Here is an 18174-nt window from a genome sequence, read left to right on the forward strand (position 1 = left end):
GGAATACCCTTTATTGGAACGTGTCAATCCACGTAAAGAAACTCGCTCGACGATAACAACACCCGGCACAGACCCTGCCATGCTTGACGTTGGCGGTCCTGCGCATCGGGAATGCCTTGTTCCATTGCGGCGATATAATTGGTTAAAAATTCAAGCGTTTGTGCGGTTTCTTCGGCGCTGGGCGCCCGACCTAAAGTGCGGCGATAACACCAGTTCAATCGCGCGGCATCATCGAACCCGTCGCGACTCAAGAGATCCCGAGCCATCGCCTCGGTCTGCTCCGCCATAAAATCGCTATTGAGCAAGAACAAAGCTTGCGGCGCCACGGTGGTGGTCGCACGGTCGCCGTTGGAGGTACTGGGATCGGGGAAATCGAATGCCTGGAACATTTCAAACAGCCCGCTGCGTATCACTGGCAAGTAAACTGATCGCCGCGTGGATTCATACGGTGTCGCGTTTACCGAGGCGGTGCTCGCCACGTACGCGTGATTTTTTGTGGGCAGCAACGTCCCTCCCATCGTCGAGTCCATCGTTCCGGCAATGCTAAGCACTGCGTCGCGGAGTTCCTCAGCTGTCAGCCGCCGACGATTCATCCGCCACATGTAGACATTCCCCGGGTCTTGTTCCACCGCTGCCGCATCGTACTGCGTGCTCATGCGATATGTCGCTGAGAGCACAAGCCGGCGATGCAGATCTTTCAGCCCCCAGCCCCGCTCGATAAATTCCGCAGCCAAGTGGTCCAACAACGGTTGATTGACCGGGAGTTCTCCGGTGCTTCCAAAATTGTCGGGAGTGGGAACGATGCCCTTTCCGAAATGCCACCGCCAGACGCGATTCACGATCACACGGCTCGTCAGCGGATGGTCGGGGCTGGTCATCCATTTCCCCAGTTCCAAGCGACCACTGCGTTCCTTGCCGATCGGCGTCTGTTGTTCGCCGGCAATCACTTGTAGAAATTGTCGCGGGACCTCGTCTCCCAGGTTAATATGATTGCCGCGAATATTGATGCGCGTATTTTGAATCTCGTCTTCAGTGACCCCCATTCCTTGCGGAAATTCTGGGATCGATGCTTTGAGCTCCTTGATCTCGTCGCGGAGATTTTGAACCACGGCCATCGTCTCGGCGGGATAATCGGCTTCGAGTTTTTCAGAAACCGCAAAGGGCCCTTTTTTATCGTGCAAGACCTGACGAAACGCTTCCAGTTCAGCATCGGGAAGTTGCTTGGCCTCTTGGTCCCCGTCCTTCAACTCTCGCCATGCCATTTGCGCTTTAGCAAATAATTCGCTATAGCGAGTTGCCAAGCGTTGTCGCGACTCATTGCGAAAGTCGCTGAACAGGCCGTTGTCTTTGACCGTTTGCGACGACGATAAAGCGTGCCACTGAGCCAAGACCGAGGAACTGTCCGACTTCGTTTTTTCCAGGTAATCCGCCCATCCGTTGAGGAATACCAATTTCAGATCGTACTTCTTGGCCAACTCCTCCGGGCCGAGCGGGAAGTTCCCCTCAGCTTGAAGCGGCAACAATCCAATTTTGTCAATGTGCGGAAATGGTCCATCACGTTCCAGGCGAATGACGTTCTTCCCCGGCTCCAAGGCAACCACCGATTCGGCATGCCATTTTTGCGAGTCGGGTGTCCAACTCCCTGTCACTTCTTCGGCCACACCGCGAGCACTCGGTTTGCCGTTGATAGACAACTTAATCGGCCGAGACTGCGCGGCGGCTAGACGAATCTCAAACTGATACGTCTGCCCCGGCGCGGGAACATCGATTTCATATTCCACAAAATTCGGCAGCTTGCCGCCGTTCACCAACACACCGATCTTTGTTCCGTAATTCGAAAAATCCTTGTTCAGGTTGCCCCGCGTATAGTCCTCAGCTTCGACAACAATCCCCCCGTCGGGCAACGGCATGGGATTGGGCTGCAAAATCGAAACGAGTGCCTGATCTGCTGTACGGTAACGCAGCAATTCCGTGGCTGCGATCAGGTAATCACCAACCCGCTTGCGCGCGGCAGCCACCAGTTTGCGATTGGCGACGCGCGTCGTTTTCGTCAGCGCAGCTTCCTGATCCTTGACCAGTTGTTCCTGTTGTTTCACTTTGGCGATAGCTGCTGGGGATGCCAGTGGGCGTTCGTACCAATTGGCGACGACTTTGTAGTTCTCCATCGTCTTGGTACTCATGAAAATTCCGGCCAATGAATAATAATCGGCCTGCGGAACCGGATCGAATTTGTGATCGTGGCAGCGGGCGCATCCGATCGTCATGCCCATAAACGCACGGCCGATGGTTTCGACCTGCTCATCGACGATATCGACGCGCATTTTCAACGGGTCGTCTTCAGCCAACATCTTCGGCCCGATCGCCAAAAACCCGGTCGCGACCTGCCGTTCGATGGTCGTCTCAGCATCGTCGACCGCCGGCATCAAATCGCCGGCAATTTGTTCAATCAAGAATTGATCGAACGGTTTGTCTTTGTTGAACGCGGCAATCACATAGTCGCGGTAACGAAAGGCGTTGGCATAGGCCAGATTTTCATCCATGCCGTTGGAATCGGCGTACCGCGCGACATCCAGCCAATGCCGTCCCCACCGTTCCCCGTATCGGGGCGATGCCAACAGACGATCCACGGCGCGCTCATAAGCATCCGCCGAATCATCTGCTTCGAAATCGGCAATCTCTTGCGGTGTGGGAGGCAATCCACACAGATCGAACGTCACCCGGCGAAGCCAAACTCGCTTTTCGGCCTCAGGCGCCGGTGACAATCCCTGTGCTTCCAATTGCGCCAACACAAAATTGTCTAACGGCAAGCGAGGCCAGTCCGCGCGTTGCACAGCGGGAACTTGGGGGGCATGAATCGGCTGGAAGGCCCAGAATTTCTTTTGTTCTTCCGTGAAGAGCGGGCCGTCCTCTTTTTTCATAACCGGCGCCGGACCGGCCGATGGCGGCCAGGGAGCACCCTCGCCAATCCATTTTGTGAGCAGGGCAATCTCCGCGTCCGACAGTCGACCATCGGGCGGCATCTCGACGATGGCATCGGGATCGTAGCTGATCGCTTCTAAAAACAGGCTTTCTTGTGGTGCGGTTGGGTCAAAGATTTCGCCAGAGTCCCCTCCGGTTAAAAATGCCGCTTGTGAATCAAGCCGCAGACCGCCTTGCACTTTTTCCTCGCCGTGACATTTGAAGCACCGCGCCGCAAGCAACGGGCGGACTTTTTTCTCAAAAAACTCCAACTGTCGGGCGGTCGGAGGTTTTGTCTTTGCGACAGGATCGGCCGCTTCCATTCCATTCGGGCTCGCCCACATTGAGGCGACGAGAATGCCGGCCACCAAACATCGTCTCATGAAAATATCCTGACTTCCAGCTTTCATAGAGCATCCGTGGAATCGCGTTCACAAAACAACGCACCCGATCGGGGGGCACTCAAAACATATCAACAAACACGCATGTCTATCTTATCGGATTACTGAGGCGCGTTCCAGACCGCTGCTCTGCGAAAAGCGTGGCCAGAGGATCTTTATTGAGAACCACAACGAAAAAACAGGCCCTCCCGCGTGGTTCGCAGGAGAGCCTGTTCGATTTTAGCAACAACTTTCAAACTTTAAGTGACGGCAATGGCAGCCACTAATACTGGTTGATGTCTTCACTTCCTTGCGTCGTGCCCAAAGCACCCCACACACCGTAATTGCTTTGACCAACCGTATAGAGCGGGAAGTCTTCGGCCAACTGACGGTCGATGACGGGATCGCCTGGGCGGGCAGCCAAATTTCCGGTGTTGATGACTTCGCTGATCCCCCGTACCGAACCATCGCCCATCAGGCAGTTGACACTGGTTTCGTGATAACTTCCCGCACTGACCAGTGCCCAGGAATTATCAACGTCGTTCGGCATACAGGAAGGACTATTGGGCGGTAGAATTGTGTTGAAACCAGCTGACTGCGGCGAGCCTCGGTGCCACATCGCACCTTGATGCTGATCGATCTCCACATCGACATCGACGTCGTACTTCTTACCACCGATTTCTGATTGCAAGCACAGCACCGGGCTATTCAAGACCTGAGTGGTGTAGTTCTTAGCGGTCAAACCCCGCACGTCGCGACCACTGCCGGCTGAGTAGATTCCCCGTTCCGACATGGCAATCGTGTTGCTTGTCCCGTCGCTCATGTCTTTAAAGCTTGTGGAGGAAATGAATCCAAACAAGCCGCGCGTTCCAATCACACCGGTTAAGAACGCTTGATTCGGTCCCGGAGTCGTCGCATTACTGCCGACAAAACTGGGAACCAAGCCGGCGTTATTCACCGTGTCTCCCATGCACATGGCATAGCTACGTTGACCTGAATTGAAGGTGAACGTACCGGTCGGGTTGGACGGACAAATAAATACCGGGATGCGTGCTTGCCAAGGTGTATAAGCAATGTCGTCTGGCGCCCCACCCCAAGGCGGATAAAACCCACCCCCGGGACGCGGAGTCGAAGAGCCCTGAATTCTGCGGTAAAGCGGCGTACGATCCAGGTAAGGCAGCAGTTGAATGAAACCATTCACTTGCAATTCGTTACCGTCCCCATAGAAACCACCGTTGATAATTCCGCCCACTGTTCCCCCTTGCAGGTAGGGAAAAACGTTGAACGCTTCGTGGTATTCATGAAGGGCGAGTCCGAGTTGTTTCAGATTGTTTTTGCATTGAGTCCGCCGTGCCGCCTCGCGGGCATGTTGAACCGCAGGCATGATGAGCGCGACCAAAATCGCAATGATGGCGATCACCACCAATAACTCGATAAGCGTAAACCCTTTTCCGGCGGCTGACCGCGCCGACGTCGTGCGTTTTTGCATTGTTGAACTCCCGGGAGGATCGACAATTGAAACACAAAAAGCATTGCGAACATGCAATACTGTGCGAGACAATAACTGGACACCTTCACAATACGCTGAAATTGCCAGCCTTTTCAACATCAAATTCGCCCAATTATGCAGGCCTGGGGGAATTTACTGGCAACGACAAACAACATCGAACAAGACGTTTTCTTGGAAATTGACAGCTCCGCCATTTTACCTGTATCATGACAACAACAGTCAAAGCATGCCCAAAATCGTGGCAAGCGCTTGCAGTTTTCGAAACTCTTATCAAATTGCCCATGGGGAGACACCCTCTAATGGTCCGCCAGTTTTGTACAACCGCTCTTCAACAGCCGGTTTCAAAACCCTCTAACGCGGCGAGTTGCCCCTTATTATTCAGGCAAAAACTGTTCCCCCCCCGCTTTCTCAGCCTGTTTGTGGTTGCGGGGCTACTGTGTGGATGTGGTGGAGGGTTGTCAGATGTGCCCCCCACTGTCGAAGTGAAGGGCACCGTCACACTCGACAGCTCGCCTCTGACCGACGCCGACGTGGTTTTTTTTGATGGGACTCAGTACACCGCCTTCGGAAAAACTGACGGAACCGGACGCTTTACATTGAAAACGCGTTTCAATTCCGAATTCATCGAACCGGGTGCACCGGCCCGTGAGTACCGCGTCACCGTCAGCAAGATGATCCCCCCCAACGGGATGTCCGAAGAAGACTACCAATCCAAAAAAATGGCGCTTCGTACAAAACGGGAGTCTGGAGAAAAGATTTTGGAATCCGACTACGTACCGTCCAAAATCGAGAGTATCCCCGCAAAGTACTCCGTCGCTTCCCAGACCACGTTGAAGGCCAATGTCAAAGGCAACCAGGAAAATGACTTTTCCTTCCCGCTCACATCAAAATAGCCACCGCGGCAGCATAGCATTAGGTGCTATACGGTGATGACGACTCTTCCTTGGATCCAATGATGTTCGCCGGCAGCGTGCGAACATGAATGTCCTGTTGCGGAAATGCGATCTCGATATTTGCTTCACGGAATCGGCGATCAATATCGGTATGCAGCGCATGTATCACGCCTAAGCGGTTGTCCAGATCGGGCAAATAGACCCGCAATACGTAATTCAATGTGCTGTCGCCAAATCCCTCGAAGGTGGCAAGCGGCCCCGGATCGGTGAGCACAAATTCGTTCGCCTCCGCCGCGGCGAGCAATAAGTCCCGCGCCAACATCGTATCACTGCCATAGGCCACACCCACCTCGATTACCAAGCGGTTGACTTGATCCGTTAACGTCCAGTTCAACAGTCGTCCGGTGATGAACTCTTTGTTGGGGACAATCAGTTCCTTGCGATCCCAGTTGGTGATCGTGGTCGCCCGCATGCGGATCTTTGAGACCTTACCGCTGACATCACCAATCGTAATCACGTCTCCCACACGGATCGGTCGTTCAAACAAAATGATGATCCCCGAAATGAAGTTGGCAAAAATCTCCTGCAGTCCAAAACCCAACCCCAAACTGGCGGCAGCGAACAACCATTGCATCTGCGCCCAGCCGATCCCCACAATTCCCAACGAAACCGCTAGACCGACGACCAGAATGACATAGCGGGCCAAACTCGCAATCGCGTAACGAAAGCCCGGCTCAAACGGCAACCCGCGCAACAATGACATTTCGATCAGACCTGGAATATTTTGCGCCGCCACGACCGCCAAAATTCCCACCAAGACCGCCAATGCAAATTGTACGATCGTAACCGGCTTGACGACCGACTCCAGACTCGAGGTGATTTTCCCCGTCTCCGAATCCGTGTGCTCCACCATTTCTGTGACCGTGGTGTTCCACAGCGTGTATTTATTGAGCACCCCCAGCGCGGGAACGACATCCGCCCAGATCAACCACATCCCGGCCAACGAAACAATCACGATCGCCGTCCGCAGCAGTTTTTGTGCCTGCGAGGAACTGGCGGCGAGATCCATCACCGGTTCTTCAACGATCTGCAGCGGAGCGGCAACCGGTTCTTCAGTTCCTGCGGCGGCAGCGGCAGCAGCAGCGGCGGCGGCTTGTTCTTCCCGTTCTCGTTCCCGTTTGGCCCGCGCTCGCTCCATCGCCAAAGCGCGGCGATGGATCAACAACAGTCGCGTGAGCATGGCATGCACCAACAGTAAGACGATCGACAGCCACACCGTGTCCCGTAGCCGCGTCCCTAAGTGCATCACGGTGTAGTAATATCCCATTAACGCCAACAGGCCCATTCCCACGGGAACCAGCATGCACAGGCCGAAGACCAAGTACCGCAACTGCACGCGCCAGCCGTCGTCATTCCCCCGCACAACCTCTTTCAAAACGCCCGTGTGAGGCCGCAATACGCGTTGCATAAATACTGCCAGCAGGATCAACCAACAGACAACACTCGCCCGCCCCAACGAAGCCTGCCATTGTTCATTGGGTTGTGCACTCATCGTGGCCGCCAAGAACATCAGCGGCAGACTCAACGGCGTCGCCCAGCGCAAATGCGTGCGGATTGTCCGCACGGTGGCATTGGCCCAATAGAAATGCATCTCCGCCAGCCCTTTGGACGCGCAGCATTGGCGAATCACCTCCAGTGGCAGATAAACCGCAGCAGTCGCCGCCAATCCCTGCGAAATAGCCGTAGCAAAAACGGTGCTGTTCGGTTGTGCGGAAATCCGCCAGGAGAAATACCACAAAATCGAAGGCCAGATCGCCGCCACAATGACCGTTAATACTGAGGCCTGCAGTGTCGGACGGAAGACGCGACAATTCCCGCGCGCGGCTTCTTCACCGGCTGTAGCGATCCCGTCACGTAAACGACGGCGATAATAGATCAGCACCAAAAACAAAAACGTCGACAACCCAATTTCCAACAGATCTTCAGGCTTCCAAGAGACAAACGAACTCAGCAATTCCATCCATTGGCTCGGGTTGAACACCCATTTCAGCGCATCCATCGCATCGGCCATCGCCGACGGCCCCAACGCCTCGGTACTACGGATCCACAACACACGTTCGTCAATGTATTTGGCATAGGCATCGGTGACCGTCATCATCTCAGCTTCTTTGAGATTGAGCGCCAACAATGCCCCATTCAGTTTTGTCGAATTGCTTGTCAATTCGTCCAAAACTGTCTTACGGCTTTCCAGTAGTTCGTGGACGGTCGTCTCCAGTTCCGGAGAAGAGGCGGTCTTCAATTCTTTGAACACCCGCGTGGTTGCGGCGTCAATGTCCACCAATTCGTCGCGGTCCTTCTCATACTGAAATGATTCGAAGCTTAAAGTACTGATCTGCTCCTGACGCTCATTGATGTGTTGTTCGTAGTGGGAGGCATTAGGTATCGTGGCGCGCTGGCTGCGTAGCAATTGGCCGATGGCATCGGACTGACCAATGGTATTGATCATGCTCTTTATATCTAAAAACTCGCTATCCAACTCCTTATACTTGGTTTGAACAACTTGCGTTTCTTTTTCGACAGATTGAAGCTCATTGGTGATTTTGATATTTTTTTCTGCTAGCCGTGCATTCTCTTCAGCAAACTCTTTTAGTTCGGGAGCAGCTGAGATGACATCCGCTCGAATCTGTCGCGCGCGTAACTTAGCCTGATGCTGCCGCAACTTATTCACATCCTCCTGCAGCAGTTTGACGATCTTCTCAGATTGTGAAACCTGCAGTGACAACAGATCGCGCCGCACGCGCAACAACCCAGCATTTTCTTCCGCCTTATACAGCGCCACTTCCGTCCGCTCGGCTTGAACCTGCTGGTCGAACTCCATGGCCCGGGCTTCTAGTGCTGTTTTTTGTGCAAGGGCTAACAGAGGCGAATCATCTGCTTTGGGCGGGGCTTTGAGTTGTTCGCGAAGTTTTTCCAGTTGCTGTTGGGCGTTCGAGGCGGCGATCTCCGCCGGTCGCGCTTCACGGCGCGCCCCTTCCACCTTGATGTCGGCCAGCAATTTTCGAAAACCCGTCTGCGGGTCGTCCAGCAACTGTTGCTCCGAACTGAGCATCGTCTCGAATCGCGATAACTTTTCGGCAGCTTCTTCCAAGCTGGCGGGCATTTTCGTGTCATCCCCTTTGGGTGACTCGGTGATTTCCTTAGGCGGATTTTTAGCCAGCTCTAGCTTTTCCTGGGTCTCCTTCAATCGTTGATCAACGGTATCTAGCTTTTGCTGATACGCTTGCTGTTTTTCGCCCCACGACTTGGCAGCGGCCAATGATTTTTTCGCTTGGTTATAAAACTCAACGATCTTGGCTTTCAGCGCCTCGTCCAGACCTTCGGTCCCCTCGACCTCTTTCAGACGGGTGTCGACCATCTCAGCCGTCAGCGCCGGCGGTTTTTTCGGCTCGACAGGCGTCGCAGGGTCCGCTTGCCCCCATGCCGTTGCGTTTAAGCAAAAGAGGACTGCTAACCACATGCAGCACCGGCGCCCATAACCTCGAAGCAAAATACGTTGACTCAGGCAGTTCCGCAAATCCATGTCGTTCCTCAAGCTGATTTCAATAGCGACGAATACTCCATCATTCGGCGACAGTCTATTTCAGGCTGCCGTGCAATGTATAGAGCGATTGCCGACAGTTGCGTTGAAAGTTTCATTCATCCTCGGTGCGACTCGTCAACCGCACACTTCCATCCCGCTCGACCTGTACATGCAACAGATGAGGGTGACAGCAAACCGGACAATCCTCCACGTAATCCTGCTCCCGACCGGCCGAGGGATCGATCGGAATCACGATTTCCTCCCCGCAAACGTCACAGTAATAGGTTGCCTCGTCTTGCATCGCCGCAGCACTCTAGGAAAGCTAGGTAAAAACAGTAACAGCACGATTGTGCCCACGCCTATTTTAGGTTCCAATTGATAAAATCTGTAGCCCTGCACCTGAAGTCCGCACTGCGGAACGATCAGCCGTCAACAAATATCACATAGACTGGGCGACGTGAGACAGCATGGCAAAACTGGGCAAATGGATCGAAAACGTGGGGCCCGACGATCGCATTGTCGACGTCGCCGAGAAAACGCTCAGCATGCGTCTCGAAGCGGTCGAGTATTTTTTGCCCTTGGCTGCAGAAATCGCAGCTGAAAGCGTCGAATACGTCCATCAACTCCGCGTCTCCACCCGCCGTGTCCGCGCCGCTCTTTCGCTTTACGACGAGCTGCTCCCCTCCAAGCGGACGCGGCGAATCAATAAAGACCTCAAATGCATTCGACAAGCTGCCGGCGAAGCCCGTGACTGCGACGTACTCATCGCGCGATTGGAGAGCGGAAACAGCGAGGCAGGCGAGGATTCGAAAACGCAGCGCATCTTGCGTCGCCTAAAACGACAACGCGATTCCGCGCAGGAACCTATTATTGAGATCTTTGAACGGCTGACCTACCATCAACGTTTCCACCGCCGCTGCAACAAACTCTTGGTGCGCATCCGACCGCGCGGAGTCAGCCGGCAGCGAAAGTTAGGGAACCACAAATTTCGAGACTGGGCTCCCTCAGCCTTCGCGCCAATCGTCGAACAATTTCTCCAAGACGTCCCGGGAGACGATTACACTCTCGAAGAGCTGCACCAATTCCGCATTCGGGGCAAGGGACTGCGCTATGCAATGGAATTGCTTGCGCCCGCCTACCCGGCTGAATATCGCGAGCAGCTGTATCCGCGACTCGGGGAATTGCAAGAAGTGCTCGGCGAAATCAACGACCACTGCACCGCCGCCGCCCGTTTCGACCGCTATGCGACCGAAGCGTCAAAAAAGATGGAAAAGAATTTCTTTCGACGGCTGATGCAACAAGAAGAGCAATTTTCCACGGAAGCACAGCAGAAGTTTTCCGAGTGGTGGACTCCGGAATTCCACCAAGAGATCGAAAAGCGACTACGCAGCTTCACGCAATGAAAGCCCGCTTACGCAATCAATTCGGGAATCACATGACCATGCACGTCGGTCAGTCGAAAATCGCGGCCGGCGTAACGATAGGTGAGTTGCTCGTGATCAAAGCCCAGTAGATGCAACATCGTGGCATGTAGGTCATGCACGTGCACCGGTTTTTCTGCGGCGGCAAATCCGAATTCGTCCGTTGCCCCATGCACATAGCCCCCACGAATCCCACCCCCGGCCAGCCAACAGGTGAATCCGTAATGATTGTGGTCCCGGCCGTTGAGTTGTGGGAGTTCGGCAACCGGCGTACGTCCGAATTCGCCGCCCCACAGCACCAACGTCGAATCCAACAGCCCACGCTGTTTCAAATCGGTTAAAAATGCAGCAATCGGTCGGTCCCAGTCGCCGGAAAGTTTGCGATGTTGTTTCTCCAAGTCGCTATGGTTGTCCCAAGGCTGCCCGGCACCGCTCCACAATTGTACGAAACGCACCCCACGCTCCAACAACCGCCGCGTGATCAACAATTGCCGCGCGACGTCGCCGGTGCCATAACGTTCCTGCATCTCCTTCGTTTCCTGGGAAATATCAAACGCATCCGTCGCTTCGCTCTGCATGCGATACGCCAACTCGAAGGATTGAATCCGCGTCTCCAACTGCGCATCCCGCTCCCGGTCGTCCGCATGTTTTTCATTCAGCCGTCGCAAGAGATCCAATTGGCGGCGCTGCACGTCCAACGTTAAATCTTCGTTCTTGATATTCGCAATCAGTTTGTCGACCTGTTTTTGTTGGCTGTTGATGTAGGTGCCTTGAAAGGCTCCCGGCAAAAACGCCGACCGCCAGTTGCGCGTAGCCACGATCGGATATCCCCCCGGGCACATCACGACAAATCCCGGCAGATTCTGGTTTTCCGATCCTAAACCATACGTCACCCAGGCCCCCATACTTGGCCGCGGCAACCGTCCTTCGCCGCAGTTCATCAACATCAACGACGGTTCGTGGTTGGGCACATCCGCATGCATTGAGCGGATCACGGCGATGTCGTCGATGCATTGGGCAGTCTGCGAAAAGAGTTCGCTGACCTCGATACCCGATTCGCCATATTTTTGAAATTGAAACGGCGAGCCCATCAAGGCTCCGGTCTTGCGTTCGGTGCGCAGATTCCCCGTCGGCAATGGCTGACCGTGCAGGCGTTTCAACTCGGGTTTGGGGTCGAAGGTATCGATGTGCGACGGCCCGCCGTTCATAAACAGGTGCACTACCTGCTTCGCCCGCGGCGCAAAGTGCGGCTGCTTGGGCGACAACGGTCCCAGCGGACCAGCACCGGACTCCGCAGCCCCCAATTGGCCCTCATCACGCAACAAATTCGACAGCGCCAACATCCCCAACCCGGTGCCGCTCCGCGCAAGTAATTCACGGCGGGACAGACCCGGATTCCAGGGGCCACTCAAGTTAGGCATCTCTCACAAACTCCCGCTAAACACGCAACGTTTCAATCCACAAACAAAAACTCGTTGGTCATCAGCAACGCCTGAATATACTCCTGCCACTGCTGCTGCGACGGTTCCGCTCCCAAAAACGCGACCGCCAGTTCCCGTTCCAGCTCCGTCGGCGCGCGGCTGAAAAGTATTTTGTGCAGCCGCTCGACGCGCAACGTCGCGTCTGCAACATCGGCGACGTCCGGCCGTGCGGCAATCCGCGTCACGACTTCGTCCACAAACTTGTGGTTCATCAAATACAATGCCTGTGGCGCAATCGTGGTCGCATCCCGTTGAGGACTGGTGGCCGCCGGATCGGGAAAATCAAACGCGCGAAACAACTCCGGAAGGTCCATGCGATCGACGAATGCATAAATCGTTCGACGCGGCGTGAATGGCGTTTTTTCGATATCGACCGCCGGGCCACCGAGCGTTTGCTCCAATTGGTCTGTCACAGCCAAAAGCGAATCCCGCATCGACTCAAAGTCGAGTCGGCGACGATTCATCCGCCACAACAAGCGGTTGCGGGGATCGACCGCCACTGCTTCGTCCCGCGCGTGGCTTTGCTGCCGATAGACCGCCGAGAGCATGACACGGCGATGCAGACGTTTTAACGACCAACCGTCCCGCATGAATTCACTCGCCAAATGATCCAGCAGTGCAGGATGCGTGGGCGCTTCACTCCGCAATCCGAAATCACTCGGCGTCGCGACCAACGCGGACCCGAAATGATTCAACCAGACACGATTGACCAACACCCGCGCGGTCAATGGATTCGCCGGATCGACAATCGCCTGCGCCAATTCCAACCGACCGCTGCCGGTTTGAAACACCTGATCGTCTTCGTGCGTCAGAAACTCCGGAAAGTGCCGCGGCACGCCGGTTCCGGGACGATTGGGATTGCCCCGTAAAAATACCTTGGGAGCATACATTTCCTCCGCATCCAACAACACCATCGCCCGCGGCGGCGCACCGGCTGTTTCCGCAATGTGCTTCTCAACCTCGCCCAGCAATTTCTTGTATTTTGCCTGAGCAGGACGATCGGGAAGCAATGTCAGGAATCCCCAACCGGTCCGCACCGGCACATCGGGTGGCGCTTGCGAACCATAATACACGAGTCGCAAAGCCTCGTCCGACTCGTCGGGCAATTCCGTGGGCAGCGGCTGCTTGGCCTCAGTCGCTTGCTGCAACAGAGCCGTCCATTGGTCGTCGACTTGATTCAACACATTGCTATAACGCTCCGCCAATTCCGACATGCTGGCCGGCGGCGCTGCGCTTAAGGCTTCGAGAACTGCTGGATGAGCCTGCGCTGGGTCAGTCGCGTGTTGCTCGACAATCGCTGCTGCGGTCGCGGCAAATTCGTCAGCGGGAATTTCTGCGCAAGCGTGCCAGATGCTCCAAATTGGATCGTGCGACTTGCGGGCCCGCGTTAAATACGATTGCCAACGTTGGATCATCGTAGGATTCAGATCCCCTTCTTCAACCAACAGCATGAAATCCTCAGTGGGCGGTTGATTCCGTTTGGCATGCGCCGCCATGAGATATTCCGCCGCCCTTTTCCGGGCAGAGGTCACCAGTGCCGTATGCTTTTCCGTTACAAACGCATCCAGCTTCTGTTGTTTGACAGCCAACTCCTCAGCAAACTTACGATGCTCTTCCGTGTCGGGCGGGGCTTCGAACATCGGTGGGATCGTTGGTTCCGTCGAACTACGAAACACGCCGTACAGCCCGTAGTAATCCGCTGCGCTGACTGGATCGAACTTGTGATTGTGACAACGGGCGCAGGAAACAGTCAGCCCCATCAGCCCCCGGGTGACGACATCAATGCGATCGTCGATAATGTCATGGATGTTGCCGGAAAACTGAGCGCCGAGCGTTAAATAACCCATCGCTGTGAGCGGACGCTTGTCCTCGCCCAGGTCCAATTGGTCCGCCGCCAACTGCTCGACAACAAACCGATCGTACGGCAAATCATCGTTCAACGCGCGAATCACATAATCGCGATAGGTGTAGGCCCAATGGTATTTTTTGTCGCCGAAGAAAATGTAACCTTTATTATCCGCATAGCGGGCCACATCCAACCAATGCCGCGCCCACCGCTCGCCATATCGCGGCGAAGCCAACAAGCGATCGATCAGTTTTTCATAGGCGTCGAGTGAGGGGTCGTTTTCAAAAGCAGCCACCTCTGCGGGTGTCGGGGGTAAGCCGATCAAATCAAACGTCGCGCGGCGAATCAACGTTTTCCGATCCGCTTCCGGCGCGGGAGTCAATCCAGCTTGTTCCAATCGCGCCAGAATAAATCGATCGATCGACGTCCGTGACCATTCGGCATCCTGGACCTCCGGCAACGGTGGATCGGTAATCGGTTGAAATGCCCAATGCTGTTTGTACGCGTCGTGGTTCTTTTCCACCGACGGCGTAGAACTCCCGGGCCAGGGCATCCCAATTTTTACCCAGCGCGTCAGAGCGGCAATCTCGTCTGCCGATAATTGCTCGTCGGGAGGCATTTGCACATCCCCGGCATACGCAATCGCCGCCAACAGCGGGCTTTCGCTTGGAGCTTCGCTATCAACAATCGGCCCCGCGTCCCCACCGGCAATCACAGCATCGCGTGAATCGAGACGAATGCCTAATTCCTGCTTTTCCGCCCCGTGGCAGGAATAACACTTTTCAGCAAGCACCGGCCGCACACGTTTCTCAAAAAACTCCGCATCAGCCGGCGAAACCTTCTCGTCACCGTATGTGACCGATATCGCAGACAGGCAGGCAAAGAAGCCGAAAATCACAGCACGCAAAGCAGGCATGAACATCATCCGCGGAAGGAATCACAATTTGAGGCAGGAGTCCCCATTATGTCCCCCCACCAATCCCCTGTCGAGTGGACAAACAACAGAGCCTATTGAAAAAACCAACTGGCCACTGGCCACTGACCACCGGCCACTTTTTTCCGCCTACCGCCTACTGGCCACTGGCCACCGGACACTGGCCACTAATTTCCACCGGCGTCGCCGCCAACGTCTCATCCATCAACCGCTGAACACGGACTTCCAACTGCCGCGTTAACTCCGCCCCAGTGGCACGGTCGCGCGTCACAGGCACCGGCAACGGGTCGCCGAATGTCACCACAGCGTTGCGCGTCCCACGGATGCCCGCCGAGGGCGCATTGAGGAAATCCTCTTCGAACTTGTCAATCGTCTCCGCGATCCGCTCAATCGATGGCCGCTCGGAGACGTAATTCCCCGGATAGCTAAACATCTGCACGACCAAAAACAGATCGTCCATATCGTGCACCAGGGGTTCGCGAGCGGAGTCGGTCTTGTCGAGTTCATCGAGCCGGCTGATCACTTGGCGGCGAAGGTTTTTGACCCGCTCCGGAATGATCAAGCCCTCCGGTTCCTCCACACCATGCCGTTCGGCAAGCCGCTGTAAGATAATGTCGGACAAATCGGCCACGCGTTCAGCCAACGGCCCTGACCGACTGCGGCCGAGATATTCCACCTCTTTGAGTGCGATCATGCCGTCGGCAAAGCGGTAAATCCGGTCGTGCAACGAAAGATCCGTACGCACCCGCCAAGAAATCTGCTCCTCCAACCGCCGCATCACCTGCAACAACTCCGGCGTGGGATCGGTTTGGTATTTATAGTGAATGGCACAGGGAACGACCGTAATCGGACGCTCTGCCTTGCGGGCCGCAGTCATGGCGATGGCAGCGGCGCCCTCGCGAAAGGGGGTGATCCGTTCGTTGAGGTGATAGACTTCCCCCTCAGGAAAAATCACCAACGGATGCGGCCGTTGCTGCACGATCTCGACTGCTTGCTTAAACGCCCGCATGTCGGTCCCTTCACGGTCGACGCTAAAGCAACCGTGGTGCTGCATCACCAAACTTTCCAACCGGCTGGACATGCCAAAGACTTGCCAAGCGGTCATGAAATACAGCGGGCAAGCAAGCACCTCCGCCGCATGATACAGCACATACGAGTCGGCATGGCTCGAATGATTGGGCGTTATCACCACCCCCTGCCCCGCCGCCAAAGCCGCCTGCAAATGTTCCGCACCGCGAACATCGATATCCAACAGCCGATGCTGCCGAATCTGCTGATACCGCCGCAACGATCGCCAGACGCGAATCATAAACGGACTAAGCTTTGGCGGCCACCACTGCGGCGGCGTCTCAAATGGCTGACGATTCATAACACGGCCATCATCCCGGGAAATACAAACGGACAAGCCCCTGTATTTCAACCAGACGCACTGTTTTTCGCAATATCACGTTTCAATAGGCTGTAGGCCTGAGACCGTAGGCTATAGAAAACCGCCACCCAAAAATCCTGGCCACCGGCCACCGGCCACTTCTTTTCTGCCTACTGCCTACTGCCTACTGCCTACTGCCTACTGCCTACCGCCTACCGTCTACTACCTCAAGCCTGTCCCCTCAAGCCTCAAGCCTACTGAAGGTACTGTTCATCCGAAGCAATCCCCATCGGCTGCGGGGTCTCCGGTTTGATGATCTTCCAGGATGCACCGGTTTCGCGCATTGCTTTGTAGTCGCGCGTTTGATAGGCGAATTCTAATTGCGGTGTGGCGAGTGACTTTTCGCCCGCGTGACGGGAATGCATTGCGGAGTCCAAAACCCCGGTCGTCATCAACGTCCGCTCGACCGGATACGGTGCTTTCCCGTGGATGAAGTGGTTCTGAATCGCATGCGAAAGCGCTTTGAACAGACAACGGTTGTCCCACGGGCCGGGATTGAAATACGTAGCGACCGGTTTCGCTTCCCCTTTGACCCGGCAGGCGAAATTCCAGCGGATGCCGCTATTACCCACTTTCAGCACGGTCGCGCGTAAACCGTCTTTGTATTCCAACAGAATTCCGTGCGAAGCAGTTTTGGGATCAATGACCGGCTGCCCCATAAAGTCCGCCTCCGCCTGCATCGCCGCCGCCGCCAGATCGACCGACCAACGCTTGTTAGCGGTCGCCATTAACGCATCGCCGGACAAAAACTGCACGCGGGCAATTCCCGTCTCGCCGCCGCGTCGTCCTTCGACCATCGACTGGAGCACTTCCAAACCGTGAAAGTCATACGATTCCACCCCACCGCCATGGATGGAGATCGCTTCCTCAATCTCCACGCCAATCGGATTGTCAATCATTGGCGCTCGCTGCGCCAACGGCACCGAACTGCCTGCCATGAACGGAATCCCGTGCTGCACGGAGGTGTCATACATCTCCTTGGCCCAGTCCCAGCGATACGAAAGATGCTTGTCGTTGAACACCGGCACAAATCGCTGCGAGCGTTTCATCACAGCCGCGATTTCATCGAAAAACCGTTTCCGCGGGTACTCGACCTGTCCCAGATCATTTTTGGGATAGCTGCCATGCTCGCCGATCGAAAGGACCGCATCGACCGCCAACTCCTTGCCCCCCAAACAGAGCGCGTCGGAAATTGAGTCATAGACTGGCAGTCCATAATTCTTGGCGATCTCCGTCGTCATGTCGCCCTGAGGATGCTGATCGGCATACAAACTGACAACCTCCACCCCGGGGTCGGTCAATTCCCCGTTGAAGATGTACGACTCCAGAAAATTCTCGAGCAACACATGGGTATGCCAACGATGCGCGAAAGCCGTGTACACCACGGCAACTTTGGGGCGTTTTTTTGCGGGTGCGGCGTAGAGACTGTTGGCCAGAAACGGGGAGACCAGTCCACTGGCAAGCGAAGTCTGAAGAAAACGGCGCCGTGAAACGGATAAGTCCAAACCGCTCGCCGGAGTATTGCGTGACATGAGCCGGAGATTCCTGTTGTCGCATTGTGGATAAATCATGATGACTTCCGGGAACTGAGTCCAGACGCATCAATACTTGCTTACTTGATTGTAAGCAGTTCCACAGGTGGGCAACAGTCAACCGGCGATCTCGTCAACGACAAAATACTCGCAAATGTTTGATGTCAAAGCAATCCCAGGGTGGCGCGGCTTTGCCGCTTACCCTGGGCT

General features: G+C 55.3%; 10 protein-coding genes. 2 read left to right on the top strand and 8 right to left on the bottom strand.

Translation table 11 applies throughout. The features are described from left to right. Positions 1 to 23 precede the first annotated feature (23 nt). Positions 24 to 3341 carry a DUF1553 domain-containing protein gene (locus Mal52_RS16720; RefSeq protein ID WP_145377383.1) on the bottom strand — a complete coding sequence of 1106 codons (3318 nt, stop codon included), beginning with the start codon at positions 3339 to 3341 and terminating at the stop codon, positions 24 to 26. 280 nt (positions 3342 to 3621) lie between these two features. Beyond that, a complete protein-coding gene (locus tag Mal52_RS16725; protein WP_197533242.1) occupies positions 3622 to 4827 on the bottom strand; it encodes a DUF1559 domain-containing protein in 1206 nt (401 codons plus the stop codon). Positions 4828 to 5054: 227 nt separating this feature from the next. Here Mal52_RS16725 and Mal52_RS16730 point away from each other — a divergent pair, with 227 nt between their 5' ends. Then, positions 5055 to 5741: a carboxypeptidase-like regulatory domain-containing protein gene (locus Mal52_RS16730; protein WP_145377387.1), complete on the top strand. Its 687-nt coding sequence runs from the start codon at positions 5055 to 5057 to the stop codon at positions 5739 to 5741. 19 nt (positions 5742 to 5760) lie between these two features. On the opposite strand, the gene Mal52_RS16735 is transcribed toward Mal52_RS16730, so the two are convergent. Both Mal52_RS16735 and Mal52_RS16740 read right to left on the bottom strand, forming a co-directional pair. Further along, on the bottom strand, positions 5761 to 9258 hold the full coding sequence (locus tag Mal52_RS16735; RefSeq protein ID WP_197534261.1) for a mechanosensitive ion channel domain-containing protein: 3498 nt from the start codon (positions 9256 to 9258) through the stop codon (positions 5761 to 5763). 175 nt (positions 9259 to 9433) lie between these two features. Beyond that, positions 9434 to 9622: a CPXCG motif-containing cysteine-rich protein gene (locus tag Mal52_RS16740; protein ID WP_145377391.1), complete on the bottom strand. Its 189-nt coding sequence runs from the start codon at positions 9620 to 9622 to the stop codon at positions 9434 to 9436. Between the two features lie 166 nt (positions 9623 to 9788). Here Mal52_RS16740 and Mal52_RS16745 point away from each other — a divergent pair, with 166 nt between their 5' ends. Beyond that, the gene (locus Mal52_RS16745; protein ID WP_145377393.1) at positions 9789 to 10724 is read left to right on the top strand and encodes a CHAD domain-containing protein; all 936 of its coding nucleotides are present in this window, start codon (positions 9789 to 9791) and stop codon (positions 10722 to 10724) included. Positions 10725 to 10732: 8 nt separating this feature from the next. On the opposite strand, the gene Mal52_RS16750 is transcribed toward Mal52_RS16745, so the two are convergent. The 4 genes from Mal52_RS16750 to Mal52_RS16765 all read right to left on the bottom strand — a co-directional run bounded on the left by Mal52_RS16750 (position 10733) and on the right by Mal52_RS16765 (position 17964). Continuing rightward, positions 10733 to 12163 carry a DUF1501 domain-containing protein gene (locus Mal52_RS16750; protein ID WP_231962375.1) on the bottom strand — a complete coding sequence of 477 codons (1431 nt, stop codon included), beginning with the start codon at positions 12161 to 12163 and terminating at the stop codon, positions 10733 to 10735. A gap of 32 nt (positions 12164 to 12195) precedes the next feature. Beyond that, complete coding sequence (locus Mal52_RS16755; RefSeq protein WP_197534262.1) at positions 12196 to 14985, bottom strand: PSD1 and planctomycete cytochrome C domain-containing protein; 2790 nt, start codon at positions 14983 to 14985, stop codon at positions 12196 to 12198. A 154-nt stretch (positions 14986 to 15139) separates the two neighbouring features. After that, positions 15140 to 16372 (bottom strand): lysophospholipid acyltransferase family protein, encoded by a 1233-nt coding sequence (locus tag Mal52_RS16760; protein ID WP_145377397.1) that lies wholly within the window; start codon positions 16370 to 16372, stop codon positions 15140 to 15142. A gap of 254 nt (positions 16373 to 16626) precedes the next feature. Beyond that, positions 16627 to 17964 (bottom strand): hypothetical protein, encoded by a 1338-nt coding sequence (locus tag Mal52_RS16765; protein WP_145377398.1) that lies wholly within the window; start codon positions 17962 to 17964, stop codon positions 16627 to 16629. Positions 17965 to 18174 lie beyond the last annotated feature (210 nt).

This window comes from Symmachiella dynata, from assembly GCF_007747995.1.
In the GTDB taxonomy this organism is placed as follows: Bacteria; Planctomycetota; Planctomycetia; order Planctomycetales; family Planctomycetaceae; genus Symmachiella; species Symmachiella dynata.